The sequence below is a fragment of the Methanosarcina siciliae T4/M genome (assembly GCF_000970085.1).
Taxonomy (GTDB): domain Archaea; phylum Halobacteriota; class Methanosarcinia; order Methanosarcinales; family Methanosarcinaceae; genus Methanosarcina; species Methanosarcina siciliae.
This window is the reverse complement of the sequence record NZ_CP009506.1, coordinates 3753987-3779617: the sequence shown is the minus strand read 5'-3', so window position 1 is coordinate 3779617 and position 25631 is coordinate 3753987. Positions and strand designations below refer to the sequence as shown.

The following is a 25631-nucleotide window of genomic DNA, read 5'->3' as shown; positions in this document are numbered from 1 at the left end:
GATTTTGTGACACACCAGAAAAGATTATCAGTTCCAAAGAGCTGGAAGGTCGGGAAAAAAGGTAACAAGTGGATCTCCACTACCCGCCCGGGGCCTCACAGCCAGGCTCGCAGTCTTCCGCTCGGAATTATCATCCGGGACATTCTCAAGCTTGTTGACAACAGCAGGGAAGGTAAAAGGATCCTCTCCGAAGGAAACGTCCTTGTTGACGGGATCCCGAGGAAAGACCTCAGGTTCCCGGTAGGGCTCTTTGATGTAATTTCCCTCCCTCTCGTAAATGAAGCATACAGGATGCTCCAGGATGAAAAGGGACGTCTGACCCTCCACAAACTCAACGAAACCAAAGTAAACAAGTTGTGCAGGATCAATAACAAGATGACCGTCAAGGGAGGAAAAGTCCAGCTTAACCTCAATGACGGAACCAACATAATAGGGTCCAATGAATACGGGACGAAAGACTCCCTGATTCTTTCCATTCCTGACAAGCAGGTAGTAAAACACCTGAAGTTTGAAGTCGGCAACCTTGCAATGGTTGTAGGCGGTCGGCACTCTGGCGAAACCGGAAAGATTATGGAGATCAGGGAAGTTAAGAGTTCCAGGCACAATACAGTAATGATCTCCGGAGAAAACGATTTCGAAACAATCGAAGACTACGTAATCGTTATCGGCGAGGACAAACCCGAAATCAGGCTTGGCGGTGAGATAAGTGAGTAATCCTATGCGCACCCCGATGGTTGAAAAGGTAATTGTCCACATGGGTGTCGGAGAAAGTGGTCAGCACCTTGTAAATGCCGAAGATATCCTCCGGAATATCACAGGGCAGGAAGTCGTAAGGTGCTTTGCCAAAAGGACCCTTCCCGCTTTCTCGATCAAAAAGAATGAACCCATAGGCTGCAAGGTAACCCTCAGGGGCCAGAAAGCCCAGGAGTTCCTTGAGACCGCTATCGGGATTGTCGAAAAGACCCTGAACAGGTCCCAGTTCGATTCCCTCGGAAACGTCTCTTTCGGCATTGAAGAACACACTGACTTTCCGGGTATGAGGTATGACCCTAATATCGGGGTTTTCGGAATGGACGTAACAGTGGTACTCAAACGCCCGGGAGAAAGGATCTGCAAGAGGAGAATTGCAGCCCGAAAGATCCCGGTTGACCACAGGGTCACGGTGGACGATGCGATCGCCTTCCTTAACGAAAGTTATGGCGTGGAGGTCATGTAAATGAAAGAGACGATAAACAAGTCCGGTAAAGGAGTAAACGAATGCAAGCGGTGCGGGAGGAAACAGGGACTTGTCCGCAAGTACGACATTTACCTCTGCAGGCACTGTTTCAGGGAGATTGCCCACGAGATGGGCTTTGAGAAGTATTCGTAAGGTGATTTGAATGGTATTACTTGATCCTCTTGCAAACGCCCTTTCCACTATCAAAAATGCGGAAGCCATTGGGAAGAGCTCCTGTATTGTCAGGCCTGCTTCTAAAAATATTGGCAACGTCCTGAAGGTTATGCAGGATCTAGGCTACATCGGAGATTTCGAGTTTATCGACGATGGAAAAGCCGGAATCTACAGCATTACCCTTGTGGGAAGAATCAACAAGTGCGGTGCAATCAAGCCGCGGTATTCCGTAGGAACAGTCAGTTTCGAACGCTGGGAAAAGCAGTTCCTGCCAGCAAAGAACTTTGGTGCCCTTATAGTAACCACTTCAAGCGGGGTTATGTCTCAATACGAGGCCCGTGATAAGAAGATTGGTGGGCAACTTCTTGCTTATGTGTACTGAGGAGGGAACAGGAAATGGTTAAGGAAATTGCAAGAACAATAGAGGTTCCTGAAGGAGTTTCCGTCTCTCTCGCTCAGGATGTCTTTACAGCCACGGGTCCCAGGGGAACTGTCGAAAGAAAGTTGTGGTACCCCGGAATCAAGATCGACGTAAGGGATGGCGAAGTGGTAGTCGACGCCGAATATGCCCGGAAGGAACAGAAAGCCATGGTGGGAACCTTTGCTTCTCATATCAGGAACCTGGTCAAAGGCGTAAATGAAGGCTTTGAATGCAAGATGTCCATTGTGTACGCTCACTTTCCTATGCAGGTCAAAGTTGATGGCAAAACCTTCGTAATCGGGAACTTCCTTGGAGAAAAGAAGCCAAGAGTTGCAAAAATCATTGGCGAGACAAAGGTTAAGGTAAGTGGGAACGATGTCACAATTACCGGAATCAACAAGGAAGATGTCGGGCAGACTGCCGCAAACATAGAACAGAAGACCAAGATTAAGAGGTTCGATCCGAGGATCTTCCAGGATGGAATCTACATAGTGCAGAAGGCCTGAAGGTGGTTATGATGGCAGAAGAATTTAATGAAGTTGAAGGTACCAATGAAGTTGAAGGTACTTCTGTTTCCACTCTTGATATGGATCCTGAATCCAGGCGCTTATTCAATGTGAGAAAGGTTCAGAAAGGAAAGAAACCTCAGTTCAAGAGAACCTGCAGCCACAAGTTCAAAAGGCTTGATGACAACTGGAGGCGTCCGAGAGGTTCTCAGGGTAAGCAGCGCAGAAAGTACGTCTCAAAAGGTGCGCTTGCCCAGGTAGGATACGGAAGCCCGGTTGCAGTTAAAGGCCTGCACCCTTCGGGTTATTCTGATGTTCTTATTTCCAGCATTGCTGAGCTTGAGCTTATTGACCCGTCTTACGAAGCTATCAGGATAGCAGGGACAATAGGTGCACAAAAGAAAGCCCTTATTATTGCAAAAGCTGAAGAAATCGGGATTAAAGTCCTGAACCCTGGAAGGGGTGAGTAAAATGTCCGATTTGTTCAACCAGAAGAAATTGGCTTCTAAAGTTCTTGGATGCGGGCTTGACAGGGTATGGCTTGATCCCGAAGCCTCCGAAGAAATCGCCTCCGCAATAACAAGAGAAGATATCCGTGGGCTTATTGAGAAAGGTACAATTAAAGTAAAGCCTGTAAAAGGAGTCAGCAGAGGCAGGGCCAGAGCACTTGATGCCAAGCGTAAGTACGGGCACTGCAAGGGATATGGTTCCAGAAAGGGTAAGAAAGGAGCCCGTACTCCCAAGAAGGAGCAGTGGATCAAAAAGATCCGGGCTCTCAGAAGAAGACTCAAGGAGCTGCGTGCAGACGGAGCCCTTGACAAGTCGGTGTACTGCAGACTCTACAGAAAGGCCAAAGGCGGAGAATACAGAAGTGTTTCTCACCTTAACTCCCACCTTGAGTCCGAAAAACTGTTAAAGAAAGAATAACCTGGAGGAGCTGAAGATGGCAACAGGACCGAGATATAAGGTTCCTTTTAGAAGAAGAAGAGAAGGACGCACCAACTACCACCTCCGCCTTAAATTATTACTCTCAAGGCAGGACCGTGTGGTAGTCAGAAAGAGTGCAAGAAACGTTCAGATCCAGTTAATAGCTCCAACCCCCGAGGGGGACACAACTTATTCCTCAGCCGTTTCGAGTGAGCTTGCAAAGTACGGTTACACAGGAGCTACCGGAAACACAACGGCTGCATACCTTACAGGGCTCTTATTCGGGCTGAAGAGTTTGCAGAAAGGCTATGAAGGAGGCATTCTGGACATAGGACTCCAGGCTTCCTCTGCAGGTTCAAGAGTCTATGCCGCCCTTAAAGGGATTGTAGACTCGGGATTTGAAATCCCCTGCAGCTCTGAAGTGTTCCCGTCGGATGAGAGGATCCGCGGAGAGCATATAGCCGAATACAGAGAAGAGAGCTCAGACCTGCCAGAGCAGTTTGAAGCAACCAAAGAGAAAATCTTTGCTGAATTTAGTTAAGGTGATTAAATGGCATTCGATCAGGATTGGGTTCCGAAGACCAGGCTTGGAAAATTAGTTGTTGAAGGACAGGTTGCTTCCATGGACGAGGCAATCAACTCAGGCCTGCCTATAAGGGAACCCCAGATAATTGATATGCTGCTTCCTGACCTGGAAGATGAGGTGCTTGACATCAACATGGTCCAGAGGATGACTGACTCAGGACGCCGTGTAAAGTTCAGAGCAACCGTTATCGTAGGAAACAGAAACGGCTATGTAGGGCTCGGACAGGCAAAGGATGTCCAGGTCGGGCCTGCAATCCGCAAGGCAATTGATGCTGCAAAGCTTAACATTACCTATATCCGCAGAGGCTGCGGTTCCTGGGAATGCGCCTGCGGGCTGCCGCATACCGTACCTTACGAGGTTACAGGAAAGGCAGGCAGTGTAAGTGTGACCCTCATCCCGGCCCCGAGAGGTCTCGGGATCGCCGCAGGAAACACTGCGACCAAGGTGCTCGAAAAAGCCGGCATCAAAGATGTGTGGACCAAGACCTCCGGGACTACAAGGACAACTCTCAATTTCGCAAAGGCTACCTATGATGCCCTTAACCAGGTCAACGTGGTAAGGCTGCCTGTCTACTACGGTAAGGAGGAAGTCTGAGATGTATGCAGTTGTGAGAATGAGAGGTCAGGTCAACGTACGCTATACGATTGAGGACACAATGAAGATGCTCCGCCTTCACAAGGTTAACCACTGCGTGTTTTTGCCGGAAAATCCTCACTACAAGGGTATGGTCCAGAAAGTGAAGGACTACGTTGCATACGGCAAGATTGATGCAGAAATCCTTGCAGAAGTCCTTGAAAACCGCGGAAGGCTTGAAGGCAACACCTGCCTTACAGAAGAATACATCCGTGAAAACACGGACTATGATTCCATACAGGCCTTTGCCGAAGCCGTTGTCGAGGGAAAAGCCTCCCTTAAGGATGTCCCCAAACTGAAGCCTGTTTTCAGGCTTCACCCGCCCAGAAAAGGGCACGCAGGGATTAAGAGGACAGTCCAGCAGGGCGGTGTACTCGGAAACCACGACGAAAATATCAACGTGCTTCTGCACAAGATGAGATAAGGTGGTTTATATGGATGTTAAGAAATTCAGAGGGTCCAGGACCTGCGGGGGCGGGACCCACAAAAACAGGCGTGGAGCCGGTAACCGTGGTGGCCGCGGGAAAGCAGGTGGCTGCAAACACCACTTCGTCAGAGCTATGATGCGTGGATACAGCTACGGAAAGCACGGTTTCAAGCGCCCTGATGAAGTATCCAGGGACGTTTCCATAGTAAATGTCGGAGAGCTTGATGAACTTGCTCCCTATCTTGTTGAAGAAGGGCTAGCAGAAGTTATGGACGGGACATACCACATCAACCTTGAAAACCTCGGAATCGAGAAGGTGCTTGGAAGCGGACGTGTCACAAAGAATCTTGTGATCACTTCAGAGGAGTTTTCCGTCTCTGCCCGTGAAAAAATCGAAAATGCTGGTGGAAGCTGCATCGATGCCGAATAAGTAGTGTCATCCTGACCCTACTTATTTTATTCTTTTAATAACTTTTTATATTAGATGTGCTATATACCATTATCTTACGGTAAAAACATAATCTAATATTTAATGTAGTATCAATAAACGTATATTTTGAATGGTGTAATCGATGACTCTCAGGGATACCTTAGAACCGTTTTTTAATAAGTTACCTGCAGTAGCAAGTCCGGAAAAACACGTCCACTTCAAGGATAAACTCTGGTGGACTCTGGGAGTTCTGGTGCTGTACTTTGCTCTTGCAAATGTACCGCTCTTCGGGATGTCCCAGGATTCTGTTGACCTTTTTGAATCTTACCGTGCCTTTTTTGCCGGGGCTTCTGGATCTTTAGTCCTTCTCGGTATAGGGCCAATCGTCACTGCTTCTATTGTTCTGCAGCTTCTTGTTGGGGCAGATATTATTAAAATGGATCTTTCGGACCCCAAAGATCAGGCATTTTTCCAGGGAGCTCAGAAGTTTCTTGTCTTTGTCATGATCATACTGGAGGCCCTGCCGCAGCTTCTTGGCGGATACATCCAGCCGGACCCGGGGCTTGCTTCTACGCTTGGTGTAGGCCTGGGAGTGATCACTTTACTGCTCCTTATCCAGATCTTCCTCGGAGGCACGCTGATTCTCTTCATGGATGAAGTGGTTTCCAAGTGGGGTATCGGGTCAGGAGTCGGGCTGTTCATTGTTGCGGGAATTTCCCAGCAGATCGTTACAGGTATCTTTAACTGGCAGCTCGAACAAGGGCTTCCTGTCGGACTTATTCCCAAATGGATCTACATTGCCCAGAACACCGGAGCAGACTACCTCTTCTCCGGGGAAGGTCTGATGTTCCTGCTGGTCAGAGGCGGAATTCTCGCTCTCTTGAGCACGGTTACTATCTTCCTTCTCGTCGTATACGTGGAGAGTACGAGAATAGAAATCCCTCTCGCCCATAGTTCGGTCAGAGGGGCAAGGGGACGTTTTCCTGTCAAGCTCATCTATGCCTCGGTTCTGCCCATGATCCTTGTCAGGGCTCTTCAAGCTAACATTCAGATGATCGGGATCATCCTTGCCAGCAGGGGGATTACCTTCCTCGGAGAGTTCAGTGGCTCAAAGCCTTTGAACGGGATTATGTATTACCTGGCTCCCATCCACGACCCATATGACTGGATCCCGTCTCTCGTACAGGATTCCTTTGCAAGCTATGGGGCAACTGCTCCGGCAATCTGGCAGATCGGGCTTCACGTCTTGGTGGACGCTATTATGCTGATCGGAGGCGGGATTATCTTTGCTCTCTTCTGGATAGAGACTACAGGTATGGGTGCAAAGCCCACAGCCCAGAAGATCTTCAATTCAGGGATGCAGATCCCGGGTTTCAGGCGGAACATCGGCAGTATTGAAAAAGTTATGCAGCGTTACATTCCAAAGGTTACCGTTATAGGTGGAGCTTTCATTGGGATTCTTACCCTGATCGCAAGCTTGCTCGGTACGCTCGGAAGCGCCGGAGGTACAGGGCTTTTGCTTACTGTCAGTATCGTGTACCGTCTGTATGAGGATATCGCATCCGAACAGATGATGGAGATGCACCCGATGATCCGTTCCTTCTTCGGGGAGCAGTAAGGCTGGTAAACCTCTAACTACAGACTGAAATTATGGAGCAGAAAGAAAATAATCCGAGTAAAAGGATAAAAAAGGGGATTTTCGAATGAATATAATACTCTTCGGGCCCCCGGGTGCCGGTAAAGGTACCCAGGCCAAAAAACTGGTTGATTTCTACGGAATTCCACAGATTTCCACAGGAGATATCCTGCGGGCAAATGTTAGGGAAGGAACAGAACTGGGCCTTGCAGCCAAGGCATATATGGACAAAGGGGAACTTGTCCCTGACCGGGTGCTTATCGGCATAATTAAAAACCGTCTGAATGAGGCAGACTGCGAAAAAGGTTTCATTCTTGACGGGTACCCCAGGACTGTCCCTCAGGCTGATGCCCTGGAAACAATCCTCGATGAAATCGAAAAACCCATTGATATAGTCCTCAACCTTGAAGTGCCTGATGAAGTGCTTGTAGGAAGAATAAGCGGACGTCTAATGTGCAAATGCGGAGCAAGCTATCACATTATTTCCAATCCACCAAAGAAGGACAATATCTGTGATATTTGCGGAGGCGAAGTCTTCCAGCGTGCTGACGATACCGCAGAAGCCGTCCAGAACCGCCTGAATGTCTACAAAAAGCAGACTCAGCCGCTTACCAACTACTACAAAGAGAAAGGCATCCTTGTCACCCTTGACGGGACAAAGGATATAGACGTGGTCTTTGAGGACCTTAAGGCAATTCTGGCAAAGTTTGCCTGAATTCCTTCTTTCTTTTTCTTTTGTTTTTTCTCTTCTTCATTTAAGTTCCTGCGTTTTCGATCTATCCTTTAAAATTTTGGTGTTTTTAGATCCTTAAATCCTCTTTCCTGCTAATTTCCAATGCGACAGAGTGATTAAATTTTAAATATTATGCGGCTGCTTATTTCCCTAGGAAGCTTTTGCTGGAGAATCTGACTTACATGACTGAAAACTCAATAGACGAATTGATGAAGTGGGTTATCAGCGTTGACCGGCGTCTGATACTCATGCAATCCATGAAAAAGCATACTGCAGTAAGGGCTTCGGATATTGCCCATGAAGCAAGCAGGTCTACGCAAAATATCAGTCGCGCCTTAAAAGAGCTCGAGGACAGGGGTTTAATCGAATGCCTGACTCCCAAAAAAACTACCTGGAAAAAATACATGCTTACGGATAAAGGAAAAACGGTTCTGGAAAAGCTGGAGGGAAAATACCTTTAACCTCCTGCTAAAATTTTTCGATTCGATTTCCTGCTCATTTTTTCCCTTAATTTTCCTCTCTGAGTTTCATATACCCTTCCACAAGTTCGATATTTGCTTTGACCACCGACCTTTTGAACCTGTTCAGGTCTTTTGTGATAGGTCCAAGCGCATCGGCACAGGCCTGACCGGTGATCACGGTTCCGTCAGGGATCATCCTGCATGAGGAAATGTCCACTCCCCGGATAATTGCCCTGTGGAGGACGAGCGTATCCTTCCCGAGAGTGCAGTCAAACACCACTGCCCCGAACCCTATGAAGCAGCCTTCTCCTATCCTGCAGGGCCCGTGCACGATGCAGCTGTGCGCAAGGGAAGTGTTTTTGCCGACCAGCACATCGGAATGCGAGAGGGAATGGACGACAACATTGTCCTGTATATTGCAGCCGCTTTGAACCGTTATGGACGACCCGGGTTCATCTGCTCTGAGAACCGCGTTTGGCCCCACGAATACGTCGTCTCCAACACTCACGTTTCCGATTATTACTGCAGTTTCGGATATCCACGCCCTTTTGCTGACTCTCGGGTGTTGTTTATGAGGATTTGGAAGGTTCATTTTAAAACTCCTTTTTCCATGCCTGGAGGAGCTGCCCCGAATCCCGTTTGAATTTTCTATCCCGAGTCCGGTTAGCTATTTCTCAGGCTTCGATTATTTTCATGATAAATTATTATAAGTTATGATGTATTATGATAATATATTTAAATTTATATTTTGACCTGAATTTGACGGTTAAATAGAAACGGTTACTTTTTTTGCGTTATTCGGTCAAATGATAATCACAAAGGAGATTATTCTCTGAGAATTAGTGGATACTATCAAAATTATATCTACAATTTAAAATTTTATATAGGTTCCCATGTCAGTTATGAATTTCATCTTTTCAAATGAGATTGCATCTAAGCCATGAAGAATGAATGTTAAAGGATATGGTCAGAAAACTTATAAGGAGTTAGATAAATGAGATTTATGGAGTTCAGAAGTGCTTTCCAGGTACCGCCCGAGCTCCACAAAACACGCCCTAAAGGCATGAGTTATGTTAGCTTTGTCTGTATTTAAGGCTTAGCTTGCCTGATTCTGCCTCCTGGGTATAAGATACACGGGAGATTAAAGTATGAACCGTAATAAAATTGGAGTAAGTATACTTGTTTTAGCAACACTGCCGGTTGGCATGGTGTTAATACCGGCAGTAAGTGCACGGGAAGAAAAAGATTATTCTGTAACTTTTGATAATGGCACTGGCATAGAAAACAAACACTGCTTGAGGACAAAATATGGATAGTAAAAATATATCAACGATATCTATTGACACATTTTCTATTCTACATCCATCTGCAGCAATATCTAATAAAGCATACAGAATATATACCTTCATAAGAGCTTTTGGAATAACTGCACTTCTGATTTTAATACTGATAGGTGTAGCAGGTGCGGCTCCATTTGCATATGTGACAAATCTGGGAGATTATGATCAGAGAGGTTATTATTACGATACGAATTATAATGGTACTGTTCCTACTCATAATGTCGCTGTAATTGACACAGCAACTAACAATGTTACAGCCAGAGTGCCTGTAGAAGGCTGGCCTAGAGATATTGCAGTCAACCCTGCAGGAACAAAGGTATATGTGGCAACTCCAGGATTCGGTCCAACTATCTCGGTAATTGACATAGCGACAAATAAGGTTAGTGCTACAGTGAATGTAGGAGGTTATCCTATGCAAGTTGCAGTCAACCCCGCAGGAACAAAAGTTTATGTGACAGACCGTGATAGCACCAATATCTCTGTAATTGACACAGCTACAAATACTTTAATGGAACAGATTAATGTGGGGATGATTACTCGTAATGTTGTCATTAGTCCTGACGGAAAAAAAATCTATGTTACGAACACTTTCAACAATACTACTTCTGTAATTGATGCAATTACAAACAAAGTTACAACCACTATATCTGTAGGAGACAGTCCTTATGAAGTTGCGATTGCTCCTGATGGAAATAAGGTGTACGTTACTAATACAGACAGCAACACTATTTCTGTAATCGACACAACTGCAGGCAATGTTACGGCCACCGTGCCCGTAGGAGATACCCCCAGTGATATTGCAGTCAGCCCTGATGGAAAAAAGGCATATGTGACAATCTCTGGTAACTACAATGATTCCGGTAACACTGTTTCTGTAATTGACACAGTAAATAACACTGTTACAGCCACAGTTCCTGTAGGAATTACTCCTTTAGGAGTTGCAGTCACACCAGACGGAAAAAATGTATATGTGACAAACGCCAAAAGCGACAATGTATCCGTAATTGACACAGACACGGACACTGTTACGGCTACGGTGAATGTAGGAGTCCACCCTACTAGTGTTGTAATTGTACCTCCTACAGATTCTGATATGACTGTCCAAAGCACAGAGGAAACCTCCAGTTCAACTGAAGATATGGGAGTTGAAGAAACTAATATTTCTTCATCTGAAGAAATAAACGCTGTCGAACTAAATAATTACAGCGATGAAAATAATTCTGAATCTGGTAAGGATAATGGCTCAAATGAAAATGAACCGAGCAAAAATAATTCTACGCCAGGCTTCGGATTATTGGGAAGCCTGACCTGCCTGTCTGCAGGGTGGAAACTTGGGAAAAGGTAATTACCCGCCGTATTCTATTTTTTGATTATTGCAGCAATGATTGTATTGCAGCGCGGGCTGGTAGCGGTCGTACTGGATATGGCAGTTCGGGCACATATGAATCATTAATTCCATACCGGCCCTCTGGAGACTGTCGAGTTTGGTTTTGGTAACCTGGAGAAAGGTATTTTGTTAAGGTGGAGCTGAGAAAAGCCCATTCCGCAGGTAAGGGTGTGAGCGATATTTTGTCATAATTTGTCTAAAATATAGGTTACCTAATGCATAACTAGGTATGCCAAAAATTAGAATGATTATAATATATAAAGACCCGAATAAGATACAAACACTGATTTTATGAGACAAAACTGTAATACTTAAACAAAAATCAATATATGGGAATATTCAGTAAAATTGGGAAGTTTATAGAGATGTACTTGATTATATAAGGAGACAATATACATATATATAATTTCTGGCCAAATCATCAAACTGTCAAGGTCAAGGAACTATTACAGGCAATTACAGATTCAAAATCAGTTCGAAAATCGAATTGTTTGAGAATTTACACAGAAAACTTATAAGGAGTTAGATAAGAGGGATTTATGGAGTTCAGAAGTGCTTTCCAGGTACCGCCCGAACTCCACAAAACACGCCTTGAAGGCATGAGTTATGTTAGCTCTGTCTGTATTTAAGACTTAGCTTGCCTGATTCTGCCTCCTGGGTATAAGATACACAGGAGATAAAGTAATGAACCATAATAAAATTGGTGTAGATATACTTGTTTTAGCAACACTGCTGGTTGGTATGGTGTTAATACCGGCAGTAAGTGCACAGGAAGAAAAAGATTATTCTGTAACTGTTGAGGAAGCTTTTAAGCATGCAAATACGCGCATGATGGCGTTAATTGCAACCGAAAACGACTCTGAAAAAAATGGGAAGGGACATCTATTGATCCCGAACCATTGGAGCTTTATGATATAAACGGTCAAAAATTGTATTATGAATTTTCAGTATATAAAGAAAATACTCTGATAAGTAGGATTGACATTGGTGCTAATAAAACGCTGGGAAGTGCACTCCGACGCATCGAAATAAATCCTAAACACTATAACGTGGCTGAAGTCATGGGGAAGTCAATAGAATCCGCAAGAATAAAATATCCAACTGGAAAAATCGTGTCAACTAATATGGTTGTATATGACTATCCTAGCGTGGGGGCAATGACCATAGTAAGAGATAAGACTACAGGAATTGAACATCGGATATTTGTAGATGCATACACCCTTGAAGAGGTACAAGACAAACCTGCAACTGAAACCGCGCTTGGAGTTTGGTCGATGTATGAACAGGTATCGAAGGATAAAATGGACGAGAATTTAAATGACTGGCAAAAGAGTGAACAATTTACTAAAAAATTAGAACAGGAAGGAAATAATATAGGAATTGATATCAGTGCGCCAATTACTGAAGAAAATATAAAAAAACTAAGCGACAAACTAAACACCATTTCAAAAGTGGTATCATCACCATGTAACTCGACAGTAATGCCCACAACAACAGATGCCTCAACAAAAGCACTACTTAGAGATGATTCAACACAAGTAATACTTGATGTTGACACCGTTGGTCAAGAAAAAAACTTTTACTGTGTTCCGGCAACCGCTGAAATGATTGCTGACTGGCATGGCTATTCTTTTACCCAAGATTACATATACCAAGAAATGGGTGGGACAAATGGTGACACTACTGGAATTGGTCCTACTGCGGCATTATCTTGGTATAAATTATCTCGGAATGAGGGAGGATTAGGGGCAACGAGGTCATACAAAACTACTTCTTTATCTTTTACTAAAGCGATGAGTGAAATTGACTATTATAGACCTTTTGCTAGTTTCACTTCAAATCATTGTCGAGCTTGTGCTGGATATTGGGTTTTCTATGATAGTGCGGATGACTGTTTATACATTAATGATCCGGGGAGCGGGGGTAGCGTGTACTGGGAAGCTGTATCAGGTAGTCCAGAAGGTCTGCGTATATATGTGATTTTCTGAGCGAGGGGAATATAAAAGACTGAAATTGATATATATGAGGAGTTTAACTCCTCATTTTTTAGAAACAGATATGAGTAATATTTATGAGGGAATTATTGTTTCTATTGTTTTTGGACTAATTTTAATTCCAACGCGGTAATTTACTACTTATCAAAATCTAAAAAAGCATTTTTTTGCAAAAAATATTATCCATAATCATAGTATTAGAAAATATCTGTAAATTTATTCATATATATCTAATCTCGGCACCTGCATAAAAGACAAACACTACAGGGGGTAAATATATGAAAATTAAAATTATACCAACAACAGAGATTGCCATTTTTTCGAGTCTACTTTCATCTGTAGCTACATCCAATAAGGTACACAAGCAGCTTAAAATCATGAAAGTTTTAGGAATAACTGCACTTATGATTTTAATACTGATGGGTGTCGTAGGTGCAGCTCCATTTGCCTACATTACTAACTACGACAGTAATAATCTCTCTGTAATTGACACATCCACAAATAAGATTACAGCCACAGTAGATGTAGGAGAACATCCCTCTGGAGTTGCAATCAGTCCGGATGAAACAAAGGCATATGTTGTGAACTCACGTAGCAACACTGTATCTGTAATTAACACCACCAAAAATAAAGTTATAGCCACAGTGAAAGTAGGAACCTATCCTCAAAAAATTGCAGTAAGTCCGGATGGGACAAAGGCATACGTGACGAGTTTCAGCAACAACACTGTTTCTGTAATTAACACAACCATAAACAAAGTTACAGCCACAGTGCCTGTTGGAAACTTTCCTTTCGGAGTTGCCGTTAGCCCGGACGGGAAAAAGGTATATGTGGCGAATTCTGGCGGTTACTCAACTAACTTTACAGGCACAGTCTCTGTAATTGACACAACCGCAAACACTGTTGCAGCCACGATACCTACAGGAAATAATTCACTTGGGGTTGCAATCAGTCCGGGTGGGAAAAAGGTATATGTGGCGAATATGGCAGGCAGCAGTATTTCTATAATAGATACAATTTCAAATGCTGTTGTAAGTACGGTTAAAACAGGAAGAAATCCTAAGGGGGTAGCGGTCAGCCCGGATGGGAAAAAGGTATACGTAGCGATAAATCCCATCAATTCACTTACAGGTGCTGTTGATATTATTGATACAGCCACAAATAAGGTCACAGCCACTGTGCCTGTAGGAAAGGCACCTAGTGGAATTGAAGTCACCCAAGACGGAGCAAAGGTATATGTGGTGAATTACGCGAGCCACACTGTTTCTGTAATAGACACCTCTACAAACAGGGTTACAGACACAGTGCCTGTAGGAAAATATCCTATTGAAGTTGCCTTTGGGAACTTTATAGATTCTAATGTGACTGATCCGATTATAACAACAAACTCTACTGTAACTGAAGATATAAAAGTTGGAGATATAGCAAGTCCATCATCTGAAGAAATAAACGCTGTCGAACTCAATAATTCAAAAAATAATAATTCTGAATCTGATAATGGTAATAGCTCAAATGAAAATGAATCGAGCAAAAATAACTCCACTCCAGGTTTCGGATTATTGGGAAGCCTGGTCTGCCTGTATGGTGGATGGAAACTCGGGAAGAAGTAATACAGAGCTTGGATAACCCGAACATTGGCATTAATGATCAAATGACTACTTGGTCGAATAGTATGCCAAAAATTGAATTCGCCACCAGTCAAGAAAAAAACGTATATATAAGCCAAAATTCCTCAGAGGAGTTCGATAAATCTCTGGTTTCAACAGTTGATTATATACCCTTTGTATAAACAGCCAGTCTATGGGTTTATCAAATCGTTTTCATTTTTTAGCTCACATTTCGACCCCCCCTTTAATTTTCCCCTGAATTATGGTTCAATTACCATAATTTCTAGTTAATCCCATCAGTTCTTTTTTGAAAAAGTTCAAACTCTTGATTTCATTAACCAAGTGTTACATCACAAACTGTATAGCTACCGCTACATATTTTCCGAAATATAACCTTTTATTCAGCCTTATTCAGGAAGTTCACCCAGACTCGAGATTCAAGCCCAGTAGCTTTAGCAACTTGTTCAGGTGATCTACTTTTCCATTTTTTGTGATAATCACACGCTTTCCATCTATAGTCATGATATAATGGAAGGAAAGCAACCTCAGCATTTTTTCTGCTGTAGGGTTTTTCAGGATAGACCTCCCAAAATCAATACGTAAAGGCTCATTTTCCTTTTTCAGATTTTCTCTTGCTGTAATCCTCATAAGTACCCTTACTAATAAGGAAACATGCAGCAGCATAAGCAATGCTTCAATACGTTCTGGTTTTTCCAGAAATATCCTGTAAAACATAGAAGGTTTTTTCAATTCTTCAAAGTTCGTTTCAACAACTTGTTGGTTTTTATATAACTGAAAGATTTCCTTATTGTTTTTTGTATCGAAGGGAACATTTGTAATCAGTACTACAGTTTCCAACGACTGATGGCGCTTTTCCATTTTTTCCTTGTTTTGCTCAAGGCTTTTGAGTTTAACGTAAAATTCACTGGTGATTTTCAATTTTTGTTGACTCTTGGAGGGTCTTCCTTTCGGTCTTTTTTCAATTGTTTCTTCTTGGATCTCAAATGTGACATTGAATAATGAGGGTTTGTACTTCTTAGCAAATTCATCCATTGCTTTCCTGGCATCTGCTTCGCAAGCGAATGGTTTTTTAAACTCTTTCTTTATTCCTTCCTCAATTTTTTCTCGTTCCTTTTTACTTTCATTGGCTAACCTTTCATCACCATCAAGCTTTCTAAAAACGACTAACCGACATTCATTTCCATGAACAATTTTATCAAAACCTTGCACTTCATACTTTGTTGCTCTTTTAGATTCTTCATCTTTACAGCAAGGTCCTACGTATTCCCATTCATTGAGCGAATAAGCCTCAGATACAGTCTTTTCTGCAATCCTGGAACAGAATTTCTCTGGGCACCTGGAGATGAAACTGAAAGGATTTGTTTTATCGAAAAGGACTCCAAAATTCTTTTTATTCACCAGTTTCGAATCTGCTATGAAGATCGAATCACTATACATTTCACCAAATAAATCCCTGAAATGGCGCATAGCATCTGGGAGCCAAACAGTATCAGCAGTGTTCCCATCAAGTGTTTCTGTGTAAAGAGGAAGTCCTAATTCGTTTGTAATCATTCCGCTCATAATTTGTTTTTTATCAGGACGCTTATCTTTGCTATAACCGTAAGTGACCTTCAAACCTTCATAATTTTCCTCTTCACAAACCCTTAGAATCTCCCATAGTAAACATGAGATGTAGTGTCCACTTGGAATATTCGACCGAATGGAATTTTGAAGTTTGCAAAAACTTGTGATACTACCATGCTGAAAAGACCTGGGCAACCTGCTTCATGAACTCGATCCAGCAACAGACCTAAACAATCATCATTGAAGTATGAGTGGGGATAATCTTTTCCAAAAACAAGCTCAGTATCCATGAATTCAACAATCTCTTCAACAGAGCATAAAGGATATCGTTTATCTGCGCGAAAAAAAGGAGTTAGCACTATACTCAGTGCCAGAGTTCCTGGCGGAACTCTCCATTGATCTCGATCCCATTGGATGTTGTCATTGATAATGGCTTCAAAAGAAATTTGATTTAAATAATGTTTAGGAGCCAAAACTGTGAATGGGGTCGTATTTGTCTGTGGAAATTCATTTGTATTCAAGTGTTCGGAAATATTATCACAGTTGGAAGTATTTTTCATGCGAGATAACTCTCTGTTTTTATTTTAGGCTTTGAAGAATTTGTTTGTTATGTTATGTATTATATGCAGGACGTTATAAAAATCAAATCCTTAGGAATAATGTGAAGATGAGAATCGTTTATAAAAATTGAATGAAGAAAAAATTAGGTCTTATCGGGAAGATGGGGTCGAAATGTGAGTTTTAGGCGTTAATATGAGCAAAATCAACAAGAAAATCGCTATTTTTATTGTTTTTCTAACTCTCGTAGCGTTTTGGGGGTTACTTGTAAAAGTGCCAGTAGAAGATACGAAAACGCCAGATCCTGAATCGCAAGTAGCTGGTATGACTATTCAATTTAAAGATGGAATTTCTGAGTCAGAAGTAAAAGCCCTTCTTCAAAACTATAACATGACTCGGAACTATGGAATGACATATGATACTAATTCTCCGGAAAAATATTACATAATGCTCAGGTATAAAGTTACTAGCTAAAGTATCTAACAATCAAAGATTAGGAAATAATTAACGATTCTAAAGGAGTTTTAAAAAACAGATAGTTAAATGAAATGGTCAGAAAACTTATAAGGAGTTCACTAAGATGAATTTATGGAGTTCAAAAGTACTTTCTCCTTTCTTTTCCCAAGAATTGTGATTATTCAACGGATATTTTAATACCCTGCTTTTGGTAGGTTGACAAAAGAAATTAGGCTAAAATAAGTAGTAAAAGGGTTGGTTGATCATGGAAAAATTAGCTAAAGCTATTATATACTTCATATTATTGTGCGTTATGATTTTTGTTATTTTTATGATATTCACTGGTAGGTAATGGTTTGGGACTATTTTTGATTCTTACAGCAATGATTGTATTGTATGTCTGGAAAAAGTAAGCCTTAAGATAAAAGTTTCTAAGGTAGATTTGTTTGGTATACATTTTAAAGTTCGAAAACAAATTTCGGTAGAGCCAAAAAAGTGATTGGAAAAAATCAAAATAAAAAAGGCGACCGGTTCAACTTTAAAACGGGATTTTATATTATACCGGCCTTTTCAAGAAAACCTTCCAGAGGCACGGAGTGAGTCTGGAAACCGCATACTTTGTAGGGGTCTGCTCCCAGTGAGAGAGCTACGAACTGGGCAATATTCATGTGCACCATGTCGTACTCTACCCCATACTCTTTTTCAATCACAGGCTGGTAGCGGTCGTACTGGATATGGCAGTTCGGGCACATATGGATCATTAACTCCACGCCGGCTCTCTGAAGGCTGTCGAGTTTGGTTTTGGTGACCTGGAGAGAGGTGTTTTTGTTAAGGTGGAGCTGGGAAAAGCCCATTCCGCAGGTAAGGATGTGAGCGATATTTTGTCATAATTTGTCTAAAATATAGGTTACCTAATGTATAACAAGATATGCCAAAAATTAGAAGGATTATAGTATATAAATACTCCTATAAGATACAAACACTGACATTATTCTGTAAAACTGTTAGATTTAAACAAAAATCAATATATGGAAATATTCAGTAGAATTTGGAGGTTTATAGAGAAGTACTTGAATATATAATGAGACAATATACATATTTGAGGTTTTACCATTTTTCTTAAAATTACTTCTTTTTTTAAAATAACAATAAAAAAAGATTATTTCATCGAAATATTATTTATTGACATTTAAAATACCATTTCAAATCAAATAATAAGGATTATACCTAATTAAACCTATTTTAAGGTGTACCAATCTAAAAATAAACCTTAATAAGGTATAATCCATGATAAAAATTGTTGGTAAGGGATATAAGTATTTTTTGCTTCAGTTGAGTGACTTTTTAGAGATTACAAAAACAATAGTTGTAAGCTTGAAGAGTGTTGAAGGCAGGAAAAAATATGAAAAGATATTTGGAAGAAAATTCGAAGACAAAAAGGATAATTCAAGAATCCTTACCGTTCACGTTAATCAGTCAACGCTTGCAAGCTTTATAGGTAATTTTTTTGAAAAAACGATATGTATCTCCACTTTCAAGGACCATTTTCTTTTTAAGAATTCAAAATTTAAAATTATGTTCCTGAAGAGTGATAAAAAGAATAAGAAAAAAGCAGAAAACAGTAGATATTGTGTCATATCTACGTATCAAAGAGTACTGTCTGATTTCTTTGATGATATGATAAATGTCCTCAAACGGAAAATTAATGTCCCTTACAAGGTTAAACCTTTAATTGTGAAGAGTAAGGACTATATGGAGAATGTTCTTCCTCGGAGTCAAATACTCGCTTTTCAAAATCTTAAAAAATTTAGAGGGTATTTGAGGAACATTTTTGAATTAAACCCTTCGCTTGGTTCTTATTTTAATGACATTCAGGTATCAATGGGGTATAAACCTCAACTTGAAGAATTATCTTTCAATAATATTTTCAAGCTAGAGTTATCAAGATGCAAACTTGGATATTCTAATCTTGAATTATTTATCAGAGATTACAACCAGAACCCAGCTCTAAGGAATGAATTAAAAATCAAAAGCGGAGAAAAGATTACTCTTTCTTCTTATCGACGAAACCTAAAAATAATTTATCCTTATCTGGACAGATATGCAGAATTACTGATCCAAGAATGTAGAAATCTTAACCTTATTGGTGACAAAATCTGGATTTGGGATCGAAGATTTTTTGAGTGTAATTGCAGTGGTTTGAAAAATAAAGAGACTGGACAGCTTTCCGATCCAGATGCTGGACACTATGTCAAGAAAACAGGTAAATTTAGTGTATTATCAGGAACAGGATACACTGATACATGTATTGTTGATAGCTGGTGGGGTTTACCTGTTTATTGGGATGCAGTAAATGCTAGCAAAAATGACAACACCATATTTCAGGATACAATAAATCAATGTATGAAATCAGCAACAGAAAAACCGTTTTTTGTGATCGCTGATGCAGGACCTGATAGTCATCTTTCCAATGAAACCGTAATTGAGAAAGGGGTCATTCCAATCATAGCTGCAAGAGCGAATAGTGTTGGAAATATCTTGAAAACAGAAAAGGGGAACCACTTCAGAGCTCAATACGTCCCAAGAATTTATCATAAATTGCTTGGAAAATTGTACAATATAAGAACCACTGTTGAAAGGAAAAATTCAAACGATGTTGTTGGATACAATAGATCAAAAACACCAACTAGAGGAAGTGAATGGGCTAAAATCTATGTATCGATAAGCAATATTGCCGCATTACTTACGGCACTTACAGCTTTTAAAGTTGGAAGACATGACCTGATAAGAGCACCAGGAGCTTTTAGAAGGTTGAATATCTAAGCAAGTAAAAGCGATTTTTTTTAAAAAAAGGAAGTTTAGTGTTTTTAATTTGATTTTAAAGCATTAATAGTGAAATTGGTAAAGGCTCATTTATATGATTTCTGGCCAAATCATCAAACTGTCAAGGTCAAGGAACTATTACAGGCAATTACAGACTCAAAATCAGTTCGAAAATCGAATTGTTTGAGAATTTACACAGAAAACTTATAAGGAGTTAGATAAGAGGGATTTATGGAGTTCAGAAGTGCTTTCCAGGTACCGCCCGAACTCCACAAAACACGCCCTAAAGGCATGAGTTATGTTAGCTTTGTCTGAATTTAAGGCTTAGCTTGCCTGATTCTGCCTCCTGGGTATAAGATACACGGGAGATGAAATAATGAACCGTAATAAAATTGGAGTAAGTATACTTGTTTTAGCAACACTGCCGGTTGGTATGTTGTTAATACCGGCAATAAGTGCACAGGAAGAAAAAAATTATTATGTAACTTTTGATAATGGCACTGGCATAAAAAACAAACATTGCTTGAGGACAAAAGATGGATAGTAAAAATATATCAACAATACATATTGACACATTTTCTATTCAATTCTCATTTGTGGCAATGTCTAATAAAGCACGCAGAGAAAAAACTCCCATAAAAACCTTTGGAATAACTGCACTTGCGATTTTAATACTGGTGGGCATAGCAGGTGCAGCTCCATTTGCATATGTGACAAATATAGGAGATTATGATAAGAGAGGTCCTAATGTCGCTGTAATTGACACAGCAACTAACAATGTTACAGCCAGAGTGCCTCTCGGCGGAGGATGGCCTGTAGGAATTGCAGTCAACCCTGCAGGAACAAAGATATATGTGGTGGACTCGCCTTCCGACTCCACTGTCTATGTAATTGACACAGCCACAAATAAGGTTAGTGCCAAAGTAAATTTAGGTAGTAGTTATCCTGCAAGAATTACATTTAACCCTGCAGGAACAAGAGTTTATGTAACGAAACAGCATGACTACACTGACATCTTTGTAATTAATCCAGCGACAAACACTTTAATGGCACCGATTATTGTGGGGCCGAGTACTTATAGTATTGCATTTACCCCGGATGGAAAAAAAATCTATGCTGAAAATTGTAACAACAACACTATCTATGTAATTGATGCGGCTACAAACAAAGTTACAGCCAATATATCTGTAGGAGACAGTCCTTATAAAGGTGTAATCACACCGGACGGAAAAAAGGTATACGTACCTAACTATGGCAGCAACACTGTCTCTGTAATTGACACAGCCACGGATAATGTAATAGCCACTGTGCCTGTAGGAAACTCGCCTCATCGTGCTGCAGTCACTTCTGATGGAAATAAAGTATATGTAGCTAACAATAACACTGTCTCTGTAATTGACACAGCTACTGATAATATAATAGCCACTGTACCTGTAGGAACTTCTTCTCATGAAATTGTAATCAGTCCAGATGGAAATAAGATATATTTAGGAAACTTCTACAATGAAAGCGTCACTGTAATTAATACAAAAACAAACACTGTCACAGCCACAGTGCCTGTAGGAGAATGGCCCATGGGAATCGCAGTCACACCGGACGGAAAAAAGGTATATGTGGTAAACGCAGAAAGCGACAATGTCTCAGTGATTGACACAGCCACAGACACTGTTACGGCTACGGTGAATGCAGGAATCTACCCTACTGGGATTGTAATTGTGCCTCTTAAGGATTCCAATATGACTGCCCAAAGCACAGAGACAAACTCCAGTTCAACTGAAGACAGAGGGATTGAAGGAACTAATATTTCTTCATCTGAAGAAATAAACGCTGTCGAACTAAATAATTACAGCGATGAAAATAATTCAGAATCTGGTAAGGATAATGGCTCAAATACAAATGAATCGAGCAAAAATAATTCTACGTCAGGTTTTGGATTATTAGGAAGCCTGACCTGCCTTTATGGAGGTTGGAAACTTGGGAAAAGATAATCGTATTCTATTTTTTGATTATTACAGCAATTACAGGATCACATAAGATACAAACGCTGATTTTATGCGGTAAGACTGTTATATTTAAACAAAAATCAATATATGAGAATATACAGTAGAATCAGGAAGTTTGTATACAAGTGATTGAATATATAATGAGATAATATGCTTATATATAGAATTTCTGGCCAAATCATCAAACTATCAAAGGAAAAAGAATTATTACAGACCATTAAAGACTCAAAACTAGTTAGAAAATCGAATTGTTAGATGATTTGGCCATAAAACATTTAAAGAACCAATATAAAGGGATTTATGGAGTTCAGAAGTGCTTTCCAGGTACCGCCAGAATTCCACAAAACACGCCCTGAAGGCATGAGTTATGTTAGCTTTATCTGTATGTGACTTTTGCAGGAGCTACTAGTGAGATTGACAATGGAAGGCCTTTCAAGAGTGCAGTTGATGGCCATGCTCGAATGTGTCGTGGATACAAAATAAGTGGTTCGGATGAGTATTTGCGTATAGGTGATCCTAACCCTGTGCATTTCCGATACCTTATTGGGAAGCATTTGGTTCTGAAATTAAACGTATATATGTAAGGAGTTAAAACTCCTCATTTTTTTCGGTGATTGATGTGAATAAAATTAGCAAAGTAGTAGTTGTTTTTATTGCTCTTCTAACCTTCTTAGCACTGATGATGCAATCTCAAGAAGTTAAAACACCTGGTTTACTTATTCAATTTGAAAATGAAACTAGTGAGGCGGAAGTTAAAGCCATTCTTGAAAATTACGACATACCCGTGAATTATACCATAGACTATAATTCTAATATTGGGCGAGGAATGTACTACATAGAAGTTGATGAAGATAAAATATATGAATTAAGGAAAGATGAAAACTGGACTTCTGTAGTTGAAATCAAAAAAGGAAATTATAACATAATTATGTTATCTGAAGAATTTGTTCCAGATGAAAATGTTCTCGCAATGCTGGAAAAAAATAACCTTCAGTTGAAAAAGGCTGTTGTGTGTTATATCCAGTTTGGAGATGGATCAGCGCCCTGGGTTGTTGGAGAGAATTGTATTCTGGAGAGGGATGCAATCAGGATAAAAAATGAACTCGAAACAAATGAGAAAGTTTTGATTGTAGGTCTGGATGATATTGTAGGGTAATACTCCAAGCTTCAGGTCATTGGGAAGCTTGGCTTGCCAATATGGAAGTGGAAGTTCAAAAAAGTTACGGTGGATTGGATAACAAAAAGTCGTTGGAAAAGTATATGCATTTAGATTCTGGTCTGATATAAAAACAGTTGAAGTCGCTGATTCAAAAATCAACCGTACATAAGTGGAATTTATGCTCCCCTCATTTTTTAAGTACTGGTATGAATAGAATCCATGAGGGAGTCGATGATGTCGTTACATGTCTTTACTTTTTCATAAGTTCATAAGTTGGGGTTTAAAATGGAAGAAATAACATGTAATAAAAAATATCAAGAGCACACTCTCATAAGAGTTTTAGGAATAACTGCACTTCTGATTTTAATACTGATAGGAGTAGCAGGTGCGGCCCCATTTGCATATGTTTCGAGTCTGGGGGTCGATACCGGAACTGTCTTTGTAATTGATACAGCAACTGACAATGTTACAGCCTTGGTGCCTGTGGGAGGCTGGCCTGCAGGTGTTACAGTCAACCCTGCAGGAACAAAAGTATATGTGGCAACCGGATTTGATCCAACCGTCTCAATAATTGACACGGCAACAAATAAGGTTAGTGACACAGTGAACACAGGAGGAAGTTATCCATGGGGAGTTGCAGTCAACCCGACAGGAACAAGGGTTTATGTGACGAATCGCTACAGTATAGCGGATAATGACAGCAACAGCATCTCAGTAATTGACACAGCCACAAACAGCGTAGCGGCCACTATTAATATGGGGATAAGTACTGTTAATGTCGCAGTTACCCCGGATGGAAAAAAAATCTATGCTGCGAACAGTCGCAACAACACTACTTCTGTAATTGATGCGGTTACAAACAAAGTTACAGCCACCGTGCCTGTAGGAGACCATCCTACTGATGTTGCAGTCAGTCCTGATGGAAATAAGGTGTATATAACCAATACAGGCAGCAACGACGTATCCGTAATCGATACGGCAACAAACAAAGTTACAGCCACTGTGTCTGTAGAAGACGGTCCTGGTGATATTGCAATCACCCCGGATGGAACAAAAATATATGTGGCAGATTGGCAGAGCAACAATGTTTCTGTAATTGACACCGTAACAAACAAAGTTACAGCCACAGTGCCTGTAGGAAAACAGCCAATGGGAATTGCAGTCACACCGGATGGAAAAAAGGTATATGTGACAAACGCCAAAAGCGGCAATGTCTCAGTGATTGACACGGCAACAAACAAAGTTACAGCGACTGTGAATGCAGGAAAATATACTATAAATTATCCTACTAAAGTTGCCATTAGGCCTCTTACAGATTCTGATATGACTGATCAAAGTGTAAGGGCAACCCCCAGTTCAACTGAAGATATGGGAGTTGAAGAAACTAATTTATCATCCTCTGAAAAAATAAACGATATCAAACTCAATAACTCAAACAATAATAGTTACAATGATACTAATAATTCAGAACCCGAGAATGGTAATAGTTCGGGTGAAAATGAATCGAGCAAAAATAACTCTATTCCTGGTTTTGGATTATTAGGAAGTCTGACCTGCCTTTACGGAGGTTGGAAGTTCAGGAAGAAGTGAGCCAGTCAAAAGGCAGAAGTTATCGAAATTTTCTTTTTTGGGGAGATGTTGATATGAATAAAATTTCAAAGAAAATTATTTTTTTTATTGCTTTCCTGACTATCATAATAATTGCAGTATTATTTATAAAAACGACAATTGACACGAAACCGTCAGTTAATACATCTTTTCCGGTTCCTGGATTACAAGTCGGTGGCCTGTATATTCAATATACAGATGGAGTTTCTGAGTCTGAGGTAAAAACTACTCTTCAAAACTCTAACATAACTATAAACTATAGTATGGAATATGATACAAATAGCACAGATGAAAGATATTACATAATGGTGGACAAAGATAAAATAACAGATGTAAGAGACGAATTTGGAGAAGAAAACAATTGGACTAAGTCTGTTCCCACTATCAAAAAAGGTAATTATTATATTATTACTGTCTCTGAACAAGCTACATATGATAAAAATTTCCTTGCAATACTGGATAAATACGATCTTCAGTTAAAAAGGTTTGTTTGGTGCGAAATTCGTTTTTATGAGGGATCTAAGAAATGGTGGATTCCGGAAGAAGAAGCAATAAGAATAAAAAACGATCTTGAACAAAAAGAGAATATTGTTACTGTACAGCTTAGTTACCTTTATCCTTGATTTGACAGTATTACTGTTACGGCAACGGTGACTGCAGAATCTGCCCTACTGGAGTTGCCAGTAGGCCTTATTATTAATTCGAACATGATTGATCAAAACACACGGACAACTTCCAATGCAACTGGAAGTTAAGGAGTTGAAGAAACGAACTTATCGTCTCCTGATAAATAAACGCTATCGAATTCAATCATTAGGACAATAATTCGGGACCAGATAATGGTAGTAGCTCAGGTGGAAATGAATCGAGCAAAAATAACTCTACTCCAGGCTTCGGGTTATTGGAAAGCCTGGCCGGCCTGTATGTAGGGTGGAAACTTGGGAAAAGGTAATTACCCGCTG

30 protein-coding genes are annotated in these 25631 nt (G+C 40.6%); 26 read left to right on the top strand and 4 right to left on the bottom strand.

Annotated elements, in window-relative coordinates; all coding sequences use genetic code 11:
• Nucleotides 1–6 precede the first annotated feature (6 nt).
• The 14 genes from MSSIT_RS15795 to MSSIT_RS15730 all read left to right on the top strand — a co-directional run bounded on the left by MSSIT_RS15795 (nt 7) and on the right by MSSIT_RS15730 (nt 8150).
• Nucleotides 7–714: a 30S ribosomal protein S4e gene (locus MSSIT_RS15795; protein WP_048173518.1), complete on the top strand. Its 708-nt coding sequence runs from the start codon at nt 7–9 to the stop codon at nt 712–714.
• Between the two features lie 4 nt (nt 715–718).
• The gene (locus MSSIT_RS15790) at nt 719–1216 is read left to right on the top strand and encodes a 50S ribosomal protein L5 (RefSeq protein ID WP_048173517.1); all 498 of its coding nucleotides are present in this window, start codon (nt 719–721) and stop codon (nt 1214–1216) included.
• On the top strand, nt 1217–1369 hold the full coding sequence (locus MSSIT_RS15785) for a 30S ribosomal protein S14 (protein ID WP_048173516.1): 153 nt from the start codon (nt 1217–1219) through the stop codon (nt 1367–1369).
• A 10-nt stretch (nt 1370–1379) separates the two neighbouring features.
• The gene (locus MSSIT_RS15780; protein ID WP_048173515.1) at nt 1380–1772 is read left to right on the top strand and encodes a 30S ribosomal protein S8; all 393 of its coding nucleotides are present in this window, start codon (nt 1380–1382) and stop codon (nt 1770–1772) included.
• Between the two features lie 14 nt (nt 1773–1786).
• Nucleotides 1787–2317 (top strand): 50S ribosomal protein L6, encoded by a 531-nt coding sequence (locus MSSIT_RS15775; RefSeq protein WP_048173514.1) that lies wholly within the window; start codon nt 1787–1789, stop codon nt 2315–2317.
• Between the two features lie 11 nt (nt 2318–2328).
• Nucleotides 2329–2787 carry a 50S ribosomal protein L32e gene (locus tag MSSIT_RS15770; protein ID WP_048174950.1) on the top strand — a complete coding sequence of 153 codons (459 nt, stop codon included), beginning with the start codon at nt 2329–2331 and terminating at the stop codon, nt 2785–2787.
• A gap of 1 nt (nt 2788) precedes the next feature.
• Nucleotides 2789–3244: a 50S ribosomal protein L19e gene (locus MSSIT_RS15765; protein ID WP_048173513.1), complete on the top strand. Its 456-nt coding sequence runs from the start codon at nt 2789–2791 to the stop codon at nt 3242–3244.
• A 16-nt stretch (nt 3245–3260) separates the two neighbouring features.
• The gene (locus MSSIT_RS15760; protein WP_048173512.1) at nt 3261–3785 is read left to right on the top strand and encodes a 50S ribosomal protein L18; all 525 of its coding nucleotides are present in this window, start codon (nt 3261–3263) and stop codon (nt 3783–3785) included.
• A 9-nt stretch (nt 3786–3794) separates the two neighbouring features.
• Entirely contained in the window at nt 3795–4424 is a 630-nt protein-coding gene (locus MSSIT_RS15755; protein WP_048173511.1) for a 30S ribosomal protein S5, read from the top strand.
• Nucleotide 4425: 1 nt separating this feature from the next.
• Complete coding sequence (locus MSSIT_RS15750) at nt 4426–4887, top strand: 50S ribosomal protein L30 (protein ID WP_048173510.1); 462 nt, start codon at nt 4426–4428, stop codon at nt 4885–4887.
• A gap of 10 nt (nt 4888–4897) precedes the next feature.
• Nucleotides 4898–5320, top strand: coding sequence for an uL15m family ribosomal protein (locus MSSIT_RS15745; RefSeq protein WP_048173509.1), 423 nt, complete (start codon nt 4898–4900; stop codon nt 5318–5320).
• A 142-nt stretch (nt 5321–5462) separates the two neighbouring features.
• Nucleotides 5463–6938, top strand: a complete 1476-nt coding sequence (gene secY / locus MSSIT_RS15740) for a preprotein translocase subunit SecY (protein WP_048173508.1) — start codon at nt 5463–5465, stop codon at nt 6936–6938.
• A gap of 85 nt (nt 6939–7023) precedes the next feature.
• Nucleotides 7024–7671, top strand: a complete 648-nt coding sequence (locus MSSIT_RS15735) for an adenylate kinase (protein ID WP_048173507.1) — start codon at nt 7024–7026, stop codon at nt 7669–7671.
• A gap of 200 nt (nt 7672–7871) precedes the next feature.
• The gene (locus tag MSSIT_RS15730; RefSeq protein WP_048173506.1) at nt 7872–8150 is read left to right on the top strand and encodes an HVO_A0114 family putative DNA-binding protein; all 279 of its coding nucleotides are present in this window, start codon (nt 7872–7874) and stop codon (nt 8148–8150) included.
• A 46-nt stretch (nt 8151–8196) separates the two neighbouring features.
• Here MSSIT_RS15730 and MSSIT_RS15725 read toward each other — a convergent pair whose 3' ends face one another.
• Nucleotides 8197–8742 carry a gamma carbonic anhydrase family protein gene (locus MSSIT_RS15725; RefSeq protein ID WP_048173505.1) on the bottom strand — a complete coding sequence of 182 codons (546 nt, stop codon included), beginning with the start codon at nt 8740–8742 and terminating at the stop codon, nt 8197–8199.
• A gap of 556 nt (nt 8743–9298) precedes the next feature.
• On the opposite strand from MSSIT_RS15725, the gene MSSIT_RS23575 reads away from it, so the two are divergent.
• The 5 genes from MSSIT_RS23575 (at nt 9299) to MSSIT_RS15710 (ending at nt 14481) form a co-directional block, all read left to right on the top strand.
• The gene (locus tag MSSIT_RS23575; RefSeq protein ID WP_156158881.1) at nt 9299–9466 is read left to right on the top strand and encodes a hypothetical protein; all 168 of its coding nucleotides are present in this window, start codon (nt 9299–9301) and stop codon (nt 9464–9466) included.
• Nucleotides 9459–10835: a YncE family protein gene (locus MSSIT_RS15720; protein WP_082089041.1), complete on the top strand. Its 1377-nt coding sequence runs from the start codon at nt 9459–9461 to the stop codon at nt 10833–10835. Before MSSIT_RS23575 ends, MSSIT_RS15720 begins: the two co-directional genes overlap by 8 nt.
• A 726-nt stretch (nt 10836–11561) precedes the next feature.
• Nucleotides 11562–11795, top strand: a complete 234-nt coding sequence (locus MSSIT_RS25025; protein WP_231589900.1) for a hypothetical protein — start codon at nt 11562–11564, stop codon at nt 11793–11795.
• The gene (locus MSSIT_RS15715) at nt 11777–12865 is read left to right on the top strand and encodes a C39 family peptidase (protein WP_231589899.1); all 1089 of its coding nucleotides are present in this window, start codon (nt 11777–11779) and stop codon (nt 12863–12865) included. Before MSSIT_RS25025 ends, MSSIT_RS15715 begins: the two co-directional genes overlap by 19 nt.
• Before the next feature lie 284 nt (nt 12866–13149).
• Nucleotides 13150–14481 (top strand): beta-propeller fold lactonase family protein, encoded by a 1332-nt coding sequence (locus MSSIT_RS15710; protein WP_052721689.1) that lies wholly within the window; start codon nt 13150–13152, stop codon nt 14479–14481.
• 417 nt (nt 14482–14898) lie between these two features.
• Here MSSIT_RS15710 and MSSIT_RS15700 read toward each other — a convergent pair whose 3' ends face one another.
• Both MSSIT_RS15700 and MSSIT_RS15695 read right to left on the bottom strand, forming a co-directional pair.
• Nucleotides 14899–16257, bottom strand: a complete 1359-nt coding sequence (locus MSSIT_RS15700) for an IS1634 family transposase (protein ID WP_156158880.1) — start codon at nt 16255–16257, stop codon at nt 14899–14901.
• Nucleotides 16143–16622, bottom strand: coding sequence for a DUF4277 domain-containing protein (locus MSSIT_RS15695; RefSeq protein ID WP_048173502.1), 480 nt, complete (start codon nt 16620–16622; stop codon nt 16143–16145). Before MSSIT_RS15695 ends, MSSIT_RS15700 begins: the two co-directional genes overlap by 115 nt.
• A 193-nt stretch (nt 16623–16815) precedes the next feature.
• Between MSSIT_RS15695 and MSSIT_RS15690 the strand changes: the two genes are divergently transcribed.
• Nucleotides 16816–17094 (top strand): hypothetical protein, encoded by a 279-nt coding sequence (locus MSSIT_RS15690; RefSeq protein WP_231589898.1) that lies wholly within the window; start codon nt 16816–16818, stop codon nt 17092–17094.
• Between the two features lie 533 nt (nt 17095–17627).
• Here MSSIT_RS15690 and MSSIT_RS15685 read toward each other — a convergent pair.
• The gene (locus MSSIT_RS15685; protein WP_048173501.1) at nt 17628–17930 is read right to left on the bottom strand and encodes a heterodisulfide reductase-related iron-sulfur binding cluster; all 303 of its coding nucleotides are present in this window, start codon (nt 17928–17930) and stop codon (nt 17628–17630) included.
• 433 nt (nt 17931–18363) lie between these two features.
• Here MSSIT_RS15685 and MSSIT_RS15680 point away from each other — a divergent pair, with 433 nt between their 5' ends.
• The 6 genes from MSSIT_RS15680 to MSSIT_RS15660 all read left to right on the top strand — a co-directional run bounded on the left by MSSIT_RS15680 (nt 18364) and on the right by MSSIT_RS15660 (nt 25292).
• Nucleotides 18364–19899 carry a transposase gene (locus MSSIT_RS15680; protein ID WP_048173500.1) on the top strand — a complete coding sequence of 512 codons (1536 nt, stop codon included), beginning with the start codon at nt 18364–18366 and terminating at the stop codon, nt 19897–19899.
• Nucleotides 19900–20275: 376 nt separating this feature from the next.
• Nucleotides 20276–20443 carry a hypothetical protein gene (locus tag MSSIT_RS23570; RefSeq protein ID WP_156158879.1) on the top strand — a complete coding sequence of 56 codons (168 nt, stop codon included), beginning with the start codon at nt 20276–20278 and terminating at the stop codon, nt 20441–20443.
• A 58-nt stretch (nt 20444–20501) separates the two neighbouring features.
• On the top strand, nt 20502–21887 hold the full coding sequence (locus MSSIT_RS15675; RefSeq protein ID WP_048174942.1) for a YVTN family beta-propeller repeat protein: 1386 nt from the start codon (nt 20502–20504) through the stop codon (nt 21885–21887).
• Between the two features lie 634 nt (nt 21888–22521).
• Nucleotides 22522–23058 carry a UPF0228 family protein gene (locus MSSIT_RS15670; RefSeq protein WP_011024107.1) on the top strand — a complete coding sequence of 179 codons (537 nt, stop codon included), beginning with the start codon at nt 22522–22524 and terminating at the stop codon, nt 23056–23058.
• A gap of 288 nt (nt 23059–23346) precedes the next feature.
• Entirely contained in the window at nt 23347–24651 is a 1305-nt protein-coding gene (locus tag MSSIT_RS15665) for a beta-propeller fold lactonase family protein (protein ID WP_048173499.1), read from the top strand.
• Nucleotides 24630–25292: a UPF0228 family protein gene (locus MSSIT_RS15660; protein WP_231589896.1), complete on the top strand. Its 663-nt coding sequence runs from the start codon at nt 24630–24632 to the stop codon at nt 25290–25292. The genes MSSIT_RS15665 and MSSIT_RS15660 overlap by 22 nt, the downstream gene beginning before the upstream one ends.
• Nucleotides 25293–25631: the final 339 nt, after the last annotated feature.

What these genes read in the sequence shown, in the direction of transcription:
- MSSIT_RS15690 (WP_231589898.1), top strand. Translation starts at nt 16,816, where the DNA reads ATGAGCAAAATCAACAAGAAAATCGCTATTTTTATTGTTTTTCTAACT.
- MSSIT_RS25025 (WP_231589900.1), top strand. Translation starts at nt 11,562, where the DNA reads ATGAACCATAATAAAATTGGTGTAGATATACTTGTTTTAGCAACACTG.
- MSSIT_RS15765 (WP_048173513.1), top strand. Translation starts at nt 2,789, where the DNA reads ATGTCCGATTTGTTCAACCAGAAGAAATTGGCTTCTAAAGTTCTTGGA.
- MSSIT_RS15775 (WP_048173514.1), top strand. Translation starts at nt 1,787, where the DNA reads ATGGTTAAGGAAATTGCAAGAACAATAGAGGTTCCTGAAGGAGTTTCC.
- MSSIT_RS15790 (WP_048173517.1), top strand. Translation starts at nt 719, where the DNA reads ATGCGCACCCCGATGGTTGAAAAGGTAATTGTCCACATGGGTGTCGGA.
- MSSIT_RS15730 (WP_048173506.1), top strand. Translation starts at nt 7,872, where the DNA reads ATGACTGAAAACTCAATAGACGAATTGATGAAGTGGGTTATCAGCGTT.
- MSSIT_RS15680 (WP_048173500.1), top strand. Translation starts at nt 18,364, where the DNA reads ATGATAAAAATTGTTGGTAAGGGATATAAGTATTTTTTGCTTCAGTTG.
- MSSIT_RS15785 (WP_048173516.1), top strand. Translation starts at nt 1,217, where the DNA reads ATGAAAGAGACGATAAACAAGTCCGGTAAAGGAGTAAACGAATGCAAG.
- MSSIT_RS15750 (WP_048173510.1), top strand. Translation starts at nt 4,426, where the DNA reads ATGTATGCAGTTGTGAGAATGAGAGGTCAGGTCAACGTACGCTATACG.
- MSSIT_RS15770 (WP_048174950.1), top strand. Translation starts at nt 2,329, where the DNA reads ATGGCAGAAGAATTTAATGAAGTTGAAGGTACCAATGAAGTTGAAGGT.
- MSSIT_RS15695 (WP_048173502.1), bottom strand. Translation starts at nt 16,622, where the DNA reads ATGAAAAATACTTCCAACTGTGATAATATTTCCGAACACTTGAATACA.
- MSSIT_RS23575 (WP_156158881.1), top strand. Translation starts at nt 9,299, where the DNA reads ATGAACCGTAATAAAATTGGAGTAAGTATACTTGTTTTAGCAACACTG.
- MSSIT_RS15665 (WP_048173499.1), top strand. Translation starts at nt 23,347, where the DNA reads ATGGAAGAAATAACATGTAATAAAAAATATCAAGAGCACACTCTCATA.
- MSSIT_RS15710 (WP_052721689.1), top strand. Translation starts at nt 13,150, where the DNA reads ATGAAAATTAAAATTATACCAACAACAGAGATTGCCATTTTTTCGAGT.
- MSSIT_RS15780 (WP_048173515.1), top strand. Translation starts at nt 1,380, where the DNA reads ATGGTATTACTTGATCCTCTTGCAAACGCCCTTTCCACTATCAAAAAT.
- secY (WP_048173508.1), top strand. Translation starts at nt 5,463, where the DNA reads ATGACTCTCAGGGATACCTTAGAACCGTTTTTTAATAAGTTACCTGCA.
- MSSIT_RS15685 (WP_048173501.1), bottom strand. Translation starts at nt 17,930, where the DNA reads ATGGGCTTTTCCCAGCTCCACCTTAACAAAAACACCTCTCTCCAGGTC.
- MSSIT_RS15725 (WP_048173505.1), bottom strand. Translation starts at nt 8,742, where the DNA reads ATGAACCTTCCAAATCCTCATAAACAACACCCGAGAGTCAGCAAAAGG.
- MSSIT_RS15675 (WP_048174942.1), top strand. Translation starts at nt 20,502, where the DNA reads ATGTCTAATAAAGCACGCAGAGAAAAAACTCCCATAAAAACCTTTGGA.
- MSSIT_RS15745 (WP_048173509.1), top strand. Translation starts at nt 4,898, where the DNA reads ATGGATGTTAAGAAATTCAGAGGGTCCAGGACCTGCGGGGGCGGGACC.
- MSSIT_RS15755 (WP_048173511.1), top strand. Translation starts at nt 3,795, where the DNA reads ATGGCATTCGATCAGGATTGGGTTCCGAAGACCAGGCTTGGAAAATTA.
- MSSIT_RS15760 (WP_048173512.1), top strand. Translation starts at nt 3,261, where the DNA reads ATGGCAACAGGACCGAGATATAAGGTTCCTTTTAGAAGAAGAAGAGAA.
- MSSIT_RS15735 (WP_048173507.1), top strand. Translation starts at nt 7,024, where the DNA reads ATGAATATAATACTCTTCGGGCCCCCGGGTGCCGGTAAAGGTACCCAG.
- MSSIT_RS23570 (WP_156158879.1), top strand. Translation starts at nt 20,276, where the DNA reads ATGAACCGTAATAAAATTGGAGTAAGTATACTTGTTTTAGCAACACTG.
- MSSIT_RS15720 (WP_082089041.1), top strand. Translation starts at nt 9,459, where the DNA reads ATGGATAGTAAAAATATATCAACGATATCTATTGACACATTTTCTATT.